General features: G+C 42.6%; 13 protein-coding genes. 10 read left to right on the top strand and 3 right to left on the bottom strand.

The genetic code is table 11. The features are described 5' to 3' along the window. Positions 1-39: 39 nt before the first annotated feature. Positions 40-657, bottom strand: coding sequence for a tetratricopeptide repeat protein (locus QQK00_RS16905; protein WP_431307756.1), 618 nt, complete (start codon positions 655-657; stop codon positions 40-42). A 191-nt stretch (positions 658-848) separates the two neighbouring features. On the opposite strand from QQK00_RS16905, the gene ubiD reads away from it, so the two are divergent. The 10 genes from ubiD (at position 849) to QQK00_RS16855 (ending at position 13,694) form a co-directional block, all read left to right on the top strand. Further along, positions 849-2,321, top strand: a complete 1,473-nt coding sequence (gene ubiD / locus QQK00_RS16900) for a 4-hydroxy-3-polyprenylbenzoate decarboxylase (RefSeq protein WP_284218852.1) — start codon at positions 849-851, stop codon at positions 2,319-2,321. 54 nt (positions 2,322-2,375) lie between these two features. Continuing rightward, positions 2,376-3,071 carry an NAD(P)H-flavin reductase gene (fre, locus tag QQK00_RS16895; RefSeq protein WP_284218851.1) on the top strand — a complete coding sequence of 232 codons (696 nt, stop codon included), beginning with the start codon at positions 2,376-2,378 and terminating at the stop codon, positions 3,069-3,071. Between the two features lie 71 nt (positions 3,072-3,142). After that, positions 3,143-4,540 (top strand): M28 family metallopeptidase, encoded by a 1,398-nt coding sequence (locus QQK00_RS16890; protein ID WP_284218850.1) that lies wholly within the window; start codon positions 3,143-3,145, stop codon positions 4,538-4,540. A gap of 175 nt (positions 4,541-4,715) precedes the next feature. After that, entirely contained in the window at positions 4,716-5,492 is a 777-nt protein-coding gene (locus QQK00_RS16885; RefSeq protein ID WP_284218849.1) for a substrate-binding periplasmic protein, read from the top strand. Between the two features lie 87 nt (positions 5,493-5,579). After that, entirely contained in the window at positions 5,580-6,041 is a 462-nt protein-coding gene (locus tag QQK00_RS16880) for a thioredoxin family protein (protein WP_284218848.1), read from the top strand. Positions 6,042-6,164: 123 nt separating this feature from the next. Further along, a complete protein-coding gene (gene alr, locus QQK00_RS16875) occupies positions 6,165-7,256 on the top strand; it encodes an alanine racemase (protein WP_284218847.1) in 1,092 nt (363 codons plus the stop codon). Further along, on the top strand, positions 7,253-8,821 hold the full coding sequence (locus QQK00_RS16870; protein WP_284218846.1) for a sodium:solute symporter: 1,569 nt from the start codon (positions 7,253-7,255) through the stop codon (positions 8,819-8,821). The genes alr and QQK00_RS16870 overlap by 4 nt, the downstream gene beginning before the upstream one ends. Further along, entirely contained in the window at positions 8,822-9,739 is a 918-nt protein-coding gene (gene murQ / locus QQK00_RS16865; protein ID WP_284218845.1) for an N-acetylmuramic acid 6-phosphate etherase, read from the top strand. A gap of 98 nt (positions 9,740-9,837) precedes the next feature. Beyond that, entirely contained in the window at positions 9,838-12,300 is a 2,463-nt protein-coding gene (gene pbp4b / locus QQK00_RS16860; RefSeq protein ID WP_284218844.1) for a penicillin binding protein PBP4B, read from the top strand. A 20-nt stretch (positions 12,301-12,320) separates the two neighbouring features. Beyond that, positions 12,321-13,694 carry a Na+/H+ antiporter NhaC family protein gene (locus QQK00_RS16855; RefSeq protein ID WP_284218843.1) on the top strand — a complete coding sequence of 458 codons (1,374 nt, stop codon included), beginning with the start codon at positions 12,321-12,323 and terminating at the stop codon, positions 13,692-13,694. 39 nt (positions 13,695-13,733) lie between these two features. On the opposite strand, the gene QQK00_RS16850 is transcribed toward QQK00_RS16855, so the two are convergent. Continuing rightward, the gene (locus tag QQK00_RS16850; RefSeq protein WP_284218842.1) at positions 13,734-15,134 is read right to left on the bottom strand and encodes an aldehyde dehydrogenase; all 1,401 of its coding nucleotides are present in this window, start codon (positions 15,132-15,134) and stop codon (positions 13,734-13,736) included. Between the two features lie 134 nt (positions 15,135-15,268). After that, positions 15,269-16,567 carry an adenylosuccinate synthase gene (locus tag QQK00_RS16845; RefSeq protein ID WP_284218841.1) on the bottom strand — a complete coding sequence of 433 codons (1,299 nt, stop codon included), beginning with the start codon at positions 16,565-16,567 and terminating at the stop codon, positions 15,269-15,271. Positions 16,568-16,587 lie beyond the last annotated feature (20 nt).

The following is a 16,587-nucleotide window of genomic DNA, read 5'->3' as shown; positions in this document are numbered from 1 at the left end:
TATTTTTATGCAATCTGCATGGAACGCAAATTATTTGGCTTAGTCCATCATCGGTTTACGCGCATTTCGAACAGCTTTTGGATGCATTAAGGCTTCAAGCTCAAGCATATACATGCCTATCTCTTGGTGCATTTGCCTATCGTTCGTTATCGCGTTATACAACCAATGATATAGATCTTCAAAATCATATGGACTGCCATAGCCATCTATGAATAATTTCGCAAGTTGAAGTTGTGCTTTCAGGTTACCTAAGGCCGATGCCTCTCGTAAATAAATGACAGCGCGTTTTTTATCTTCTTGCACTAAAGTGCCCGCTGCATGGTAGCGACCAAGTTGTTCAAGAGCCGCCGGTAAACCTTGGTCCGCAGCATTACGCATGTGATAAACACCAAGCTTAGGATCTGCATCCACGCAAACACCCCATGCAAGCATATCCCCCCATAAAAATTGGTAGGCAGGTATTTGCAGCACGTCAGCTCGCGCTTCTATATCACGCACCAATTGACAACGATCCTCAACCACACGTTCAAGATGCTGATTGTTATTGATCAACTTGATCAACTCATCTTGAGAATACAACTGTACTGCTTCTAGTTGTTGTGCAGTAGCGTTGCCACATAAAGACGCAAGTAAAACCACAGATAGAATAAGTTTCAATGTGTTTTTTGGACCAGACACGGAAATACCAAATAAGCAACTAAGGTTACTTGTTATCGTCAATATGCAACTTACGCTGAAGTATTAATGTACAAAAAATCAAAGAAAATGCCGTAAATAAATCGTCAAAGCTTTTTTTACAGTACAATACTATTAACTTAAAAAGACTATCGGCACTTTGCGCGAGTTATATGAAGTACAAAGACTTACGAGATTTTATTGCTAAACTTGAAGAAATTGGCGAGTTGAAACGGGTATCTATGCCTATTGATACTGAATTAGAAATGACTGAAATTGCAGATCGCACGCTACGAGCCGGCGGCCCAGCCATTCTTTTTGAAAAACCTAAAGGTTCAAATATCCCGGTGTTAGCCAACCTCTTTGGCACACCAAGACGCGTTGCATTGGGAATGGGGCAAGAATCAGTTGAAGCACTGCGTGATGTTGGCAGACTCTTAGCTTTTCTAAAAGAACCCGAGCCTCCTAAAGGCATAAAGGACTTATTTAGTAAAATACCGGTATTCAAACAAGTATTAAATATGCCGGTAAAAGAAGTGAAAAAAGCACCTTGCCAACAACATGTAATAAGTAATGACGATGTCGACTTGGACACTCTACCCATACAAAGGTGTTGGCCGGGCGACGCTGCACCATTGGTCACTTGGGGGCTGACCGTAACACGCGGCCCTTATAAAAAACGGCAAAACCTTGGTATATACCGACAACAAAAAATTGCAAAGAATAAACTTATCATGCGATGGTTGTCTCATAGAGGCGGCGCACTGGATTTTAAAGAGTGGTGTGAACAAAATCCAGATAAACCCTACCCTGTGTCAGTTGCACTAGGTGCCGATCCAGCCACTATATTGGGTGCGGTAACACCAGTACCTGATACTTTATCAGAATATGCGTTTGCCGGTTTATTGCGCGGTGATAAAACTGAAGTCGTAAAGTGTATTTCAAATGACCTGCAAGTACCTGCTAGCGCTGAAATTGTGTTAGAAGGATATATTCAACCTGGTGAAATGGCCGATGAAGGCCCTTATGGCGATCATACCGGTTATTACAATGAGGTTGATCAGTTTCCAGTGTTTACCGTCACTCACATAACTCACCGCGATCAGCCAATTTACCATAGTACTTATACTGGACGCCCACCAGATGAACCTGCTATTTTGGGTGTCGCATTAAATGAAGTGTTTGTACCGATTTTGCAGAAACAATTTCCAGAAATTGTTGATTTTTACTTACCGCCCGAAGGTTGTTCTTATCGCATGGCCGTTGTCACCATGAAAAAACAATACCCGGGACATGCGAAACGCGTAATGATGGGGGTATGGTCGTTTTTACGCCAATTCATGTATACCAAATTCGTGATAGTATGCGACGACGACGTCAATGCAAGAGATTGGAACGACGTCATTTGGGCTATAACCACAAGAATGGATCCTGCTCGCGATACGACACTGATAGAAAATACGCCGATTGATTATTTGGATTTCGCGTCGCCCGTTTCTGGTTTAGGTTCAAAAATGGGCATGGATGCAACCAATAAATTGCCCGGGGAAACCGATCGAGAATGGGGTACGCCAATCGTAATGGATGACGCAATCGTCAAAAAAATCGATGATATCTGGGACGAACTTGGCTTACTAGAGCCATAAAATACATACTAAAAACGACAATTGACTATTCAACACAAACACACTGGAAATACTATGACGCTAACCGAAGCGAAGGTAGTAAGCATTGAAAGCCTTACGCCATTTGTTACTAAAATATGCCTTCAACCTACGCATATTGCTCCCTTTAAAGCTGGACAATATCTGCAAGTTGTCATGCAAGAAAATGACAAGCGTCCTTTTTCCATTGCAAATTCACCTGAAGCTGGCGAACCACTCGAATTGCATATAGGGGCAACACCTGAAAACGCCTATGCCTATGAAGTACTAGAAAATGCAAAAAATAGCGGCGTACTAACATTAGAAGTTGGCTTGGGCGACGCATATGCTAGGGAATCTGACGCGCCAATGATCATTATCGCGGGCGGAACGGGATATTCTTACGCAAAATCCATTTTACACCACACTTTAGCGGTCGAACCTGGTCGCGATGTATGCTTATATTGGGGAGCGAAAACGCTGGAAGACCTCTATGATCATGACGAACTGACAGCATTGAGCAATTTTAATAGTAAGTTCACCTTTATTCCTGTCGTCGAATCACCAAACGATAGCTGGCAAGGAAAAACCGGCTGGGTGCATAAAGCTGTGTTAGACGACCATGCCAATTTATCGCAGTTCCATGTATATGTCGCTGGACGTTTTGAAATGGCCGCAGCTGTTAAAAAAGACTTTTTACCCAAAGGTATCGAACCAGATACTCTATTTGGAGACGCTTTCGCGTATATCTAAGCGAGAATATTGCGACTCTCCATAGCATAACGACAGATTTCTCAAATAAAAATAATAGAAAGGTAACAATCATGAAAAAGACGTTGTCAGCAATCTTAGGCATATGCTCACTATTGGCGATACACGCACCTTTGCTTGCAGCACCTGACGTAAAACATCCGCAAATTACAATGCGGACAATTACCGATGACATCTCCCCGGCGCGTATTGAAAAAGACATCCAAACACTGGTTAACTTCGGTACTCGTCATACTCTCTCTGAAACGGCCTCTGATACCAGAGGTATTGGTGCTGCAAGACGTTGGATAAAATCTGAATTTGATAAGATTTCTGCGCAGTGTGACGGATGCTTAGACGTATTTTATCAGTCAGAGGTCATCTCGGGCCAAGCGCGTATTCCAGATCCGACAGATGTCGTGAGCGTCGTAGCAATTCAACGAGGAACAAGTGATCCTAATCGTATGGTAATGATGAGTGGTGACATCGATTCTAGAGTTACTGACGTAATGAATTTTACTGATGACTCTCCTGGCGCAAATGACAATGCCTCAGGTGTTGCCGGCACACTTGAGGCAGCCCGAGTATTGAGCAAACACAAATTCAACGGCACTATTGTTTACGCAGCGTTGGCGGGGGAAGAACAAGGATTATTTGGTGGAAAGATTCTCGCAAAACATGCAAAGGAAAAAGGGTGGCGTCTTCAGGCCGTGTTGAACAATGATATGATTGGAAATATCAAAGGTATCAACGGTGTTATCAATAACACCACCGCGCGTATATTTGCGGAAGGCACAAGGCAAAATGAAAGCGCTAACGACACCCGGTTACGCCGCTTCACTGGCGGAGAAGTTGACTCTCCTAGCAGAAACCTCGCCCGATATATTGATAAAATGGCAGATGATTACATCGACAACCTAAATACTATGGTTATATACCGTCTCGACCGCTTTAGACGTGGTGGGCATCATCGACCATTCAATGATTTAGGATTTGCGGGTGTTCGTATTATGGAAACCAACGAACATTATGATCGCCAACACCAAGATCTACGGACTGAAAACGGTACTGTTTACGGAGATACGATAGACGGCGTTAATTTTGACTATGCGGCAAAGTTAACGGCATTAAATGCAGTCTCGCTTGCCTCGATGGCGTGGGCACCTAGCCCACCCGAAAATGTACAAATTTCAGGCGCCGTTATGCCATCTACGTCATTAAAATGGAAAGCGCTCGGCTCAAACAAAAACCCTCAGCTTCTCGGTTATCGTGTATATTGGCGATATACTGATGAACCAAAATGGCAATTTAGCCGTTTTGTCGGGATGAAAAACGAAGTAACCTTGGAAAATATTGTCATCGATAACTATTTCTTTGGCGTTGCAGCGGTCAGTAAAGAAGGATTTGAGAGCCCAGTTGTATTTCCGGGTGCCGCAGGTGACTTTTTTAGCGCGGTCGACAAAGAAAATTAAAGTTGTTAGCTCTTCTACCACATGATTTTACTACGGCCTGAGGTCCAAATTAATTGGACCTCAGGCCCTAAACATCTAATCCAATAATGAATAAACAGCGTTTATATACTATTCTTTATTGATACTTCATTGATATTAGTCTTTGATAAATCAACAAAAAAGGTACGAATGTAAGATGGGTAAATTAGTAGTTGGATTTTTCTTTATATTGCTTTTTAGTGCGTTTTCAATGGCTACCAATCAACTTAAACTTGTCGGAAATACAGTGGCTACGCTAATTGATGAAAAAGACCAACCTGCTCGGCTCATTGACCTCGTAACAGCCGGCTTCGATAAGTTAGAAATAGAGGTAACCGCCACTACTCAGGCTTGGTCTGGTTCAGGTTTACGCAGTGGAAAATTTATAGGGTATATTGATCATTACTCCTTAAACTCGCAAAAAACGAACTACATTTACAGCCTTCCATACGCAAAAATTTCTCTTCATATTGCATCAATAGATGACAGTGCCAGCGCCATAAATAGACTCGACCAGTTAGCAGAAAATAGAATCGGCATTGAGAGGCGCTTTGCCAATACAGATATCTTACGTGTAGAAAGGCGAGTGAAATGGTCGCGCGCGGACAACTTCTACGAAAACATGCTTCAAATTTCTGAACAACGAGTAAATTTTATTCTAGCGGATAAAATAATGTTAGAAGAAATGAATAAGCTCTTGATTGCTGACGGCGAAAAACCATTGTCATTATCACCCTCTTCAATCATTGATGTTGATGTTAGTGTGGGTCTTAGAAGTGACGGAGCTAATGCACAAAAATTGCTAGATGACTTCAATCAACGCATTACTGCCCTCAAGGTAAATGGCAAAGATCAAGAGATTTATTACCCCGCAAGCACCGCTTCCAGCAAGTTAGACCCTGCTGTTTACAACAACATTTTAAGAAAATGGTAAACACAAGCACACGCGTCTGTTGAGTTTCTGAAAGAAAAACCAACGCATATCGGTCTGATAAGCCGAATAAACTAAGTGTCGAGTTAGATGAATAAATCTGTTAAAAATGTTTTAGTACTACTCATTGTTATCTCTGTGGTCTACTTTGGCAATAGAGCTGTGCAAAGCTATTTAGGTCAACAAGCCTTAGAAGCTTTGCCATTCCCCGTCTATTCTTTAGAAGAGGGGAAGCAAAAAGCCAAACAATCTGACAAATTGATATTGGCTGACTACTCGGCAATATGGTGCCCGAACTGTCGTAAATTAGATCAAAGAGTCTTTAGCCATCCAGATATCGCAGATACAGTGAAGAAAAACTTCAGTTATGTACGAGTAGATTTTGACTCTGATGAAGGTCAAGCATTTGCAGAAAAATTTAAGTTGATGGGTTTTCCTAGAGTATTAGTCCTCTCTGCCAATGGAGATAAAATTGTCGAAATGCCACTGGTTTTTGACCCAAAAACTTACAATGATAATTTACAAAAGGTTATTGCCATACGCGGTAACTAATAGTACAAGCATATAGCGTCTTATTGCACACGATGTATCATAAGCCTCAGGAATCATTGATAAAACATTAAATCCCGCGTAAATTGTGCGTATCAATAACATTTATACGAGGCTTGTTTATACGTGGCGCGTGGTACTTATGCGACGATCAATCTGGATGCGCTCGTTTATAACTTTCTACAAGTTAAACACTTATCCCCTAGAAGTAAGCATGTTGCCGTCATTAAGGCAGATGCCTATGGCAACGGCGCTATACCCGTTGCAAAAGCCTTAACTCCTTACACGAATATGTTTGCGGTAGCATTTCTAGAAGAAGCTATTGCTCTACGTGAGGCGGGTATCACTCTTCCAATTCTGGTGCTGCAAGGCCCATACGCTTATCAGGAACTAGAAAATACCAAGACCTTAAACTTACACTGGGTATTGCACACGGAAACACAATTGGCATGGTTTAGTGAATACCTATCGCATTCAGATATTCAAGGACATCAGTGGGTTAAAGTCGATTCTGGTATGCATCGTCTAGGATTGCCCATGAATGAGTTTGACGACCTAATGCGTCGTTACCCAACAGTAATGTCTAATAAATGCGTTATCATGACTCATCTTGCCGCCGCCGATGAAGATGATCAAACACAAACAAACATACAGATAAATAGTTTTTTATCCAAAGTATCTGCAAGTGATTTTGCCTTATCAATTGCGAATTCTGCGGGCGCTATTGCGTTGCCTAAGGCACGACAAAACTTTAACCGGATTGGCATTAGCACCTATGGTTCTACGCCATTTTGTAGTGACAGACAGATCACACTTAGGCCAGTAATGACGCTATCCGCGCCAATAATTGCTGTACGGGAAATTCCAAAGGGTGATACAGTAGGTTACGGGATGACTTGGCAGGCAACTAAACCAACTACAATCGCCACTGTCGCCATTGGTTATGCAGACGGTTATCCAAGACATGCCCAAAATGGTACACCCGCGGTATTGCATAATCGGCGAATTAGCCTGGTTGGCCGAGTATCTATGGATATGATTACGTACGACATCAGCAATGTCGAAAACGTAAAAATAGGGGATATGGTAGAACTCTGGGGTAATCAGTTACCCATAAATGAAATTGCCTCTTACGTCGGCACCATTGGATATGAACTAATGACAAGAGTTTCTAAGCGTGTTCCAAGAAAATACATCCATGCCAAGGAAAAAACATGATAGATCAGTTTTCAATACTAGATTGGTCCATCTTTTTAGCCTATGGCCTAATATTACTGGCGACGGGATATATTCTCAATAAACGCACTAACAGCAGTCAAGATTATTTTCTTGGCGGGAACAAAATGGCATTGTGGGCGGTTGGTATATCCGTACTGGCAACCTCTCAGTCCGCTGCAACGTTTCTTGGTGGTCCCGATCAGGGTTATAGGGGAGATTTAACGTACTTAGCTACCAACATTGCTGCCGTGATTGCGGCGATATTTGTCGCCAAGTTTCTGCTACCAAAATTTTATCAGTATAAAGTCTACACCGTATACGAACTCTTAGGGCAACGCTTTGGTGAAAATGCAAAATATCAGGCCGGATTAGTCTATTTAGTTGGTCGATTGTTCGCTAGCGGTTCACGGTTGTTTATGGCCGCAATTGCTATCGCGATGATTTTATTTGGTAACGTTGACGCATCAAGTGTAATGTTCGCCATATTAATCATAGCCCTTACCGGTTTCGCCTACACCATGTATGGCGGTATACGCAGTGTTATATACTCTGACGTTATCCAATGCATTGTGTATGTAGGTGCTGCGCTGCTAGTACTGGTTTTTTTGCTACACAATATCCCAACAGACATGAGTACGATCATTTCGGCACTACAGCACCCGAGTGGCGATGCCCCGTCCAAGTTAACCTTATTGGACTTTTCGGCAGATTTTAGCAGCGCTGGCGTCTTTTCAATCTGGTCAGTATTGACGGGGTTTGTATTATTAAACATCGCGGCGTTTGGTCTAGACCAAGATGTATCCCAACGTATGCTCACCTGTAAAGATGCAAAAAGCGCAACCAAAGCATTGGTATCATCCATTGCAATGGGTATCCCGATAGTATTAGTGTTCGTGTGTATTGGGCTACTTTTGTTTATATATTATCAACGCCCAGATTTGATGATGCAAACAGACGGTGCACCTACTCCAGAGTTTAAGGGGCAAACGGTGACTATTTTTATGTATTACGTGCTAACCGACCTACCCAACGGCATAAAAGCGGTAGTCACTATCGGCATCGTTGCAGCCGCATTATCCACATTAAATTCCGGCTTGAATTCAATGGCATCGGTAGCTGTGCAAGACATTTACAAAGGTTGGATAAAAAAAGGCGTGCAACTAAGTGATTCACATTTGGTGTTTGCCGGCAGAGTCGCTATGGGCGTTGTTGCCATTGCATTGTCGTTAATGGCAGCGCTTTGCTATTACTGGCAACAATATACAGATATGCCCTTACTCGCTTTTGCGTTGAGCGTCATGATTTTCTCGTACAGTGGGTTATTGGGAGTATATTTTACCGCATTATTCAGTAAGCGAGGCTCTGCTAAGAGTATCTTTTGGGCCTTATTCATTGGTTTTTTAATCCCGGTGTCTATGCAACCCTATGTCATGACCCTGTATCTACCTGAAACAATGCATTTCAACCTTGGATTTTCATGGCAACTAATTATTGGAACAACGTTTAGTACACTCATTTGTCTAATGGGTAAAAGTGAGAAAACGCATTGGAAAACAGTTGCATAAATGAATAAATATACACTAATTGACGAGCTGGATAAGCTTATCTCTGAGGGGCGCAACCCCAATACAATGACACTTGATCAACTAAGCACAGCTCACTTAGTAAAAACCATTAATGATGAAGATAAAAAAGTCGCAATCGCGGTAGAAGCCGCATTGCCGCAAATCACAAAGGTCGTCGACTTATGTACCGAAAGTTTCGAAAAAGGCGGCAGACTAATATATATGGGTGCGGGCACTAGCGGCCGACTAGGCGTATTAGATGCCGTTGAATGCAGACCTACGTTCAGTGTACCTGATGATATGGTTGTGGGACTAATCGCCGGTGGCGAACGTGCGTTAATTCATGCTGTGGAAGGCGCAGAGGACGATAAGCATGCAGGCGCAGAAGATTTGAAAGCCATATCGCTTAGCAAACATGATATGGTTATCGGTATTGCCGCATCAGGCAGAACGCCTTATGTTATTGGCGGTTTACACTATGCAAATACCTTAGGTTGTCATACGGCCTGTGTCGTATGTAACCCTAATGCCCCGCTACTTGAGGTTGCAGAGATTGGTATTTGTGTCACTGTCGGTGCAGAGTGTTTAACTGGCTCAACTAGAATGAAGTCTGGAACTGCGCAAAAACTTGTTTTAAACACGATAAGCACCGCAAGCATGGTTAAGATTGGCAAGGTATATCAAAATCTAATGGTGGACGTAAATGCCACTAACGAAAAACTAGTGGCACGTGCAACGCGTATTGTGATGCAAGCAACGCAATGCGAGCAAACAGTAGCAGAGGATGCCTTAAGAAAAGCCCAAAATAAAGCCAAGTTGGCGATATTGATGATTTTGACCGGCAATGATGCTGACACTGCCAGTAAACTACTAGACCAACACAAAGGTAAACTCAATACTGTGCTAAGCAAGCATTAAGTGCTTGCGTTTATTCAGTTATTTGCTGATGATAACTACAGCCAACTTAATTTAAACACAGCAACATCAAGAACAACCAGAATAAAAAGAACATTAATATGCGACTGTTGAGCAAAAAAATTGGCATTATTTGCCTTTTGTGTATCATCCTAACGGCTTGCTCCACGCTACGCTATAAAACACTTGTATCTGAAAATTCTAGTTTTAGGGTAAAGTCATTAGTCATGCACTTTACTGCGGTAGATTATGCCACGTCAATAGATCTATTAGTCAATGAAGGGTATGTAAGTAGTCACTACCTAATCCCTCAGAGCAATGACCCATCGTATCCGAATGATAAGTTAGAGATATATCAATTGGTAGAAGATGAACTACGTGCGTGGCACGCTGGTGTGAGCTATTGGCAAGGTAGAACGGGCCTAAACGATACGTCGATAGGGATAGAAATTGTCAATATACCTGAATGTATGGAGAACGAAGCCCCTCACCGATTAGCATTGTATAGCCATGATAAATTGTGCACATACCCTGATTTCGAACCAAAACAGATCGAATTACTAGTCGCCTTAAGTAAAGATATACTAGAACGACATCCTGATATTTCTCCAACAGCAGTTGTTGGCCACTCCGATATTGCGCCATCAAGAAAACACGACCCAGGTCCACGCTTTCCTTGGTATCAGCTCTACGAAGCCGGCGTTGGTGCTTGGTATGACAGGCAAACCCTGGCGAAATATTGGCATAAATTTTCTAAATATCCTGTTGATACATCCCTCTTGCAAAGTGCATTAAGTGCTTATGGGTACAGGATCGACGAAACAGGTGTTGCGGATCAACAAACAACAGATACGATCGCCGCATTTCAAATGCACTTCTTGCCTTGGCAAGTAAGTGGCACCGGCGATGCGAGCACCACAGCAGCGGTGTTTGCTTTACTTGAAAAGTACTTTCCTAAAAAACTTGAAAACCTATACGCTCGATATAATCGAGCACTCGCACTTGAACAAAATACAGATTCCTCTTATCAACAAAGCGCACATTTAAATCGACATAGTCAAATCGCTTCACAATTCTCACTATCGACTACAGATAATCTAACTGTTGCAAACAATAGGCGGTCATTTAAGTCTTATATTGGCCAAGGCGAAATCACGATAGAGCCGGAAAATGCGCAATACGCCGATATATTCATCAACGGTGAAAAACTAAATATTACTCAACCCTTTGTAGAAACCCAATACCGCTACAACTTGCAGAAGCGCACAGTTAATGGCACCAATACATTAAAAGTAGACAATATCTTGCCAGTAAATAGCGCTGTCAACATAAGCATCAACTACCCTACCTTGTCTGAATATGGCAATTCGCCCTACGACTTTGCAGCCGTTGACGAGCTCATCAACAAGGACATTAAAAATGGGTTTCCAGGTGCAAGTTTGTTAGTTATTAAAGACGGGCGAATTATTAAAAATACGGCATATGGCTTCAAGACACGCTATGACTCGCAAGGCGACCAAATAAAGCAAGCAAGGTCTATGTCAACTGATACATTGTTTGACCTCGCCGAAAATACAAAAACTTTCGCCACAACACTTGCGGTAATGAAACTTGTCTCAGAACAAAAATTACAATTGAACTCTCCGGTGCACCGCTACTTGCCGGAATACATGGGCGCGGGCAAAAGAGCGCATACCGTTGAAGATCTGCTGAGCCATACATCGGGCCACATTGTGGATATTCAGATATATAAACGTGATAACTCATTAGGGGAACATTTCTTTTCCCAGAAGAAGCTATTTACCTCAGAATTACTACTGACAGCACTAGCGCCAGAGGTAAGTAATAAAACAGAGCAGGCTTATAACGACACAAACTTTATGATTTTGGGTTTATTAGTCGAGCGTATAACAGGTAAATCACTCGATGATTTTGTAGAAAACGAAATTTATGCCCCCTTAGGTTTAAGCAATACGGCCTTTAACCCTAAACACAAAGGGATTGATACAAGTACGATTGCTGCGACAGCGTTAGCTGGCAATACACTAGATGGCAGGGTACATTTCGATAACGTACGAGAATATACACTTCAAGGTGAGGTGTATGATGAGAAAGCATTTTACGCCATGCAAGGCGTTGCTGGCCACGCAGGTTTATTTTCAAATACACATGATTTGGCCGTATTGTCACAGCTAATGCTTAATGGCGGTGGCTACGACAAGGTCAAGATTTTTGATAATTCGACGTTAACACGTTTTACAGCCCCAACGTTCGCAAAAAGCCATTATGGTCTTGGCTGGCAACTGAATACAGACAATAGCTCAGCATTACATTTTGGTGCTTATGCGTCGCCACAGGCATATGGACATACTGGGTCGACGGGTACTGTAGTGGTGATAGATCCGAGCGCAGATTTAGCCATCGTATTACTTACGAATAAAAAACACAGCCCCATTGACGGGACGCTAGACAATATTGAATTTGTAGGCGACAGATTTGCAACGGGTAAATATGGGGACGTAATGACCCTGATTTACGAAGCAATTCTGCACAATAAAAAATAACAGAATAAAAGGAAACTACCTTGGATTGGTTAAGTATACTTCCACCAATAATTGCCATCGCAATTGTCCTCTGGAAAAAAGAAGTCATCCTAGGCTTACTTGTAGCATTGGTTTCAACAGAATTACTGTTGGCGTTGAACACCGCAGACACTTCACTCCTTCTAGCCCCAATCAATTCAATCGATAGAGTAGTATCGACGGTGCAAGGCGCAGGCAACGCAAGAATCTTAATATTCAGTTTATTAGTGGGCGCTTTACTCGCTTTTATTCGTGACTCTGGCGGCGTCAACGCCGTAGTCTCTAAATTAGTTAATTCTGGCATTGCATCTAGTAAGCGCAAAGCTGGTGGCATTACCATGTTTACAGGTATCGTCGTATTTATTGAATCAAATCTAAGCGTATTATCGTCGGGCATAATGGCTAGGGGACTATTTGATAAATATAAGATGAGCCGCGCGCGACTAGCGTATGTCATCGACTCTACATCAGCGCCAATTTGTATACTCATACTACTCAATGGTTGGGGAGCATATATTCTGAGTTTGCTGAGTGCTTATGAGCTGGAAGAAAATGCACTTGTGATGCTTTGGTCATCCGTACCGTTTAACTTTTATGCTTTGTTAACCTTACTCGTTGTCGCCTATACAATTTTTACAGACAACGTGCATGGCCCGATGAAACAGGCGGAAATTGACCTCGAGCGAATAGATAACCATATCGACATACCCAAAGCATCAAAATCCAGATTTATGATCATTCCCTTAGGCATCATGATTTTTGGCACCTTGTATTTTATGTGGTGGACAGGTGATGGTAACTTAAGCAGTGGAAGCGGCAGTCGATCTGTTCTCTACGCTACCTTCATAGCGTGTATCGTCGGCTACCTGATGTTAATAACCAATGGCAAAGAAACACACAAAAGTGCGATGAAAATTGGCTTCAATGGTATGAGCGAATTATTGCCTTTAGTCACCATTGTACTGTTGTCTATTACCTTGGGAGCCAGTTTAAAAGTGTTAGGCACAGGGGTCTTTGTCGCTGGATTGGTCGGTGAACACTTACCAATGTTCTTAATATTACCTGCACTATTCATCGCCGGTGCGATAATGTCATTTACCACGGGGACATCTTGGGGTACTTTCGCGATTTTAATTCCGATAGGTATGCCGCTTGTACAAACACTAGGTTTACCGCCGCAATTAGTGTTAGCAGCTATATTAGGTGGCGGTATTTTTGGCGATCATTGTTCTCCACTATCAGATACAACTGCTATTTCGTCCTTGGCAGCCGGCTGTGATTTGTTAACCCATGTTAAAACACAGTTACCCTACGCATTAGCGGTCGGCGGGGTAACAGTAGCATTATATGCGATAGCTGGTTTAGTGGTCTTTTAAAGATTATTAATTTAATAAAATATCTAAGCACTGCTGAGCTTAGAGCAGTTTTTTTAAGAGGTATGATTTGACCCTCGAAAATGGCGCGTATCGCAAACTAACTTCAAATTTATTACTACGTGACATAACCGATTTGTAATGGCTAAAACAGTCAAAACCGTGTTTGCCATGATATTGCCCCATGCCGCTCGCACCGACACCGCCAAAGGCTAAATTGTGATTCACCATGAACAAATTTGTATCATTAATACACATATTACCGGCACTAATACGTTGTACAAATTTCTTTTCAACATCTTCATCTTGTGTAAATAAGTATGCAGCGAGTGGTTTTGGTCGATTTGAGGCGTACTCAAGCATATCGTCGCCAGAGTCCATGCAGAGTATAGGTAAGATAGGGCCAAATATTTCGTCTTGCATCAATTTACTTTCTGAGTCTGGGTTAAGTACAATTGTCGGTTCGATGAATTTTTCCGCCTTTGCGCTATTTCCACCCCAAACGATATTCTGTCCAGCTAAATAACTACGTAAACGCTCAAAATGACGCTCATTTATTACACGTCCATAGTCCTTATTTTGTAAAGGATTTTTTCCGTATTGCCGTTCAATCTGTCTAATAATTGCGTCTAATAAGGGCTGCTTTATTGATCGTTGGACCAACAAATAATCTGGTGCAACACATGTTTGCCCTGCATTCATGAACTTACCCCATACAATGCGACTTGCGGCAATTTCAATATTTGCGCTTGCATCAACAATACAGGGGCTTTTACCGCCGAGTTCAAGCGTTACTGGCGTAAGAAATTTTGCAGCAGCCGTCATTACTATTTTCCCTACAGCTTCGCCCCCCGTATAAAAGATCTTGTCAAATTGGCAAGCTAAGAGTGCCTGAGTTTCACCTTTTCCCCCTTCAACAACACTGAAAGCCTCTGCATCTAGATAGTTTGGGATCAATTTCGCCAGTAGTCGACTAGTATTTGTCGCCAACTCAGAAGGCTTAATTACGGCACAATTACCCGCAGCAATCCCTGCAACAAGCGGGCTCAAGGTTAACTGTATAGGATAATTCCAAGCGCCGATTATCAGTGCACAACCAAGAGGCTCAGGTAACATATAACTTTTCGCTGGAAATGCCACCAATGGTGAACCAACTCTTATAGGCTTATGCCATTGCGACAGTTTTTTAAGCGCCAGCTTAATATCAGATAACACAAAACCTATTTCGGTTAGATAGGCCTCGTGCTTCCCTTTGCCCAAGTCGAAAGAGAGAGCCTCGGAAATAACGACTTCATTTTCCCGAATAAGTCGTTGTAATGCCTTTAACTGCTTAAGTCGCCAGTCAATCTCTTTGGTAACGCCCGTCGCAAAGTAACGTTGATGTGTTGATACAGTAGAAGGGATGGACCGTGGTGCCACATTGTCATTGCCTTCATTACTCATACGTTATTACGCCTTAAATTACAAAAATCGTTAAAGTATTGAAGACATAATAAAAACGGCCATAGATAAAGTCTATAGCCGTTTACCCATTAATCTGTTGAAAGCATTTTCAAGAATGCTAGTCGCCAGTCGCGCTACGCCTGATAAGGATGACGCAATATAATGGTTTCATTTCTATCTGGCCCCGTAGAAATGATATCGACAGGCACGCCTGTCAGCTCTTCTAAGCGCGCGATGTAATCTTTGGCTGCCTGAGGTAAGGCCTCGTAATTTTGAGTACCGTACGTCTGCTCACTCCAACCGGGCATTTCTTCATAGACCGGTGTTACTGCTTCATAGCCTTCAGCGGCTAAAGGCGGTATCTCACTGACATTGCCAGCTGCATCTTTATAACCAATACAGATTTTAAGTGCCTCAAGACCATCTAATACGTCTAGCTTAGTTAAGCAAAAACCAGTGATTGAATTCAGTTGCACTGCACGGCGCATAGCCACTGCGTCAAACCATCCTGTGCGTCGTTTACGTCCGGTAGTCGCACCAAACTCGTGACCTTTTACACCTAAATGCTGCCCTACATCACAATCTAATTCGGTTGGGAATGGCCCAGAACCAACACGTGTGGTATAGGCTTTCACAATACCTAACACATAATCAATACTTAGCGGACCAAATCCTGCGCCAGTGGCTACACCACCTACCGTTGTATTGGAAGATGTTACATAAGGGTAAGTACCATGATCGATATCAAGCAATGTGCCTTGGGCGCCTTCAAACATGATAGCATCGCCATTCTGCTTTGCGCATTCAAGTAAGTGAGTTACATCAGTAGTCATCGAACGGAACAGTTCCGCCACGCTCAATGCACCTTCAAGTACCTCATTATAGTCTACAGCAGGCGCGTTATAGTATTCAGTCAACATGAAATTGTGATAGGCCATCACTTCTTTTAATTTAACGGCAAATTCATCAGCATTGAACAAGTCTCCAACGCGCAGGCCTCGACGAGATACTTTGTCTTCGTACGCTGGACCAATACCACGTCCCGTAGTACCTATGGCCTTATTGCCTCGCGCTTTTTCTCTAGCCACGTCTAACGCCACATGAAAAGGCAAAATAAGTGGGCATGCCTCACTCAGACGCAAACGTTCTTTTACAGGAATGTCCTTTTCTTCGAGCATGTGCATTTCTTTAAGTAACGCTTCTGGGCTAAGCACTACGCCATTGCCGATTACACAAGTCACGTTGTCTCGTAAAATACCTGACGGAATAAGGTGTAAAACTGTTTTTTCACCATCTATTACTAGGGTGTGCCCTGCGTTGTGACCGCCTTGATAACGAACAACATATCGAGCCTGATCTGTGAGCAGATCAACAACCTTACCTTTCCCCTCGTCACCCCATTGGGTGCCAAGCACTACAACATTCTTTGCCATGAAACTATACTGTGGATAAA

This window comes from Agaribacter marinus (assembly GCF_030160655.1).
Classification (GTDB): domain Bacteria; phylum Pseudomonadota; class Gammaproteobacteria; order Enterobacterales; family Alteromonadaceae; genus Glaciecola; species Glaciecola marina.
The sequence above is the reverse complement of the archived record's forward strand: the minus strand, read 5'-3'. Positions and strand labels throughout refer to the sequence as shown.

What these genes read in the sequence shown, in the direction of transcription:
- ubiD (WP_284218852.1), top strand. Translation starts at nt 849, where the DNA reads ATGAAGTACAAAGACTTACGAGATTTTATTGCTAAACTTGAAGAAATT.
- fre (WP_284218851.1), top strand. Translation starts at nt 2,376, where the DNA reads ATGACGCTAACCGAAGCGAAGGTAGTAAGCATTGAAAGCCTTACGCCA.
- QQK00_RS16890 (WP_284218850.1), top strand. Translation starts at nt 3,143, where the DNA reads ATGAAAAAGACGTTGTCAGCAATCTTAGGCATATGCTCACTATTGGCG.
- QQK00_RS16885 (WP_284218849.1), top strand. Translation starts at nt 4,716, where the DNA reads ATGGGTAAATTAGTAGTTGGATTTTTCTTTATATTGCTTTTTAGTGCG.
- QQK00_RS16880 (WP_284218848.1), top strand. Translation starts at nt 5,580, where the DNA reads ATGAATAAATCTGTTAAAAATGTTTTAGTACTACTCATTGTTATCTCT.
- QQK00_RS16870 (WP_284218846.1), top strand. Translation starts at nt 7,253, where the DNA reads ATGATAGATCAGTTTTCAATACTAGATTGGTCCATCTTTTTAGCCTAT.
- murQ (WP_284218845.1), top strand. Translation starts at nt 8,822, where the DNA reads ATGAATAAATATACACTAATTGACGAGCTGGATAAGCTTATCTCTGAG.
- pbp4b (WP_284218844.1), top strand. Translation starts at nt 9,838, where the DNA reads ATGCGACTGTTGAGCAAAAAAATTGGCATTATTTGCCTTTTGTGTATC.
- QQK00_RS16850 (WP_284218842.1), bottom strand. Translation starts at nt 15,134, where the DNA reads ATGAGTAATGAAGGCAATGACAATGTGGCACCACGGTCCATCCCTTCT.
- QQK00_RS16845 (WP_284218841.1), bottom strand. Translation starts at nt 16,567, where the DNA reads ATGGCAAAGAATGTTGTAGTGCTTGGCACCCAATGGGGTGACGAGGGG.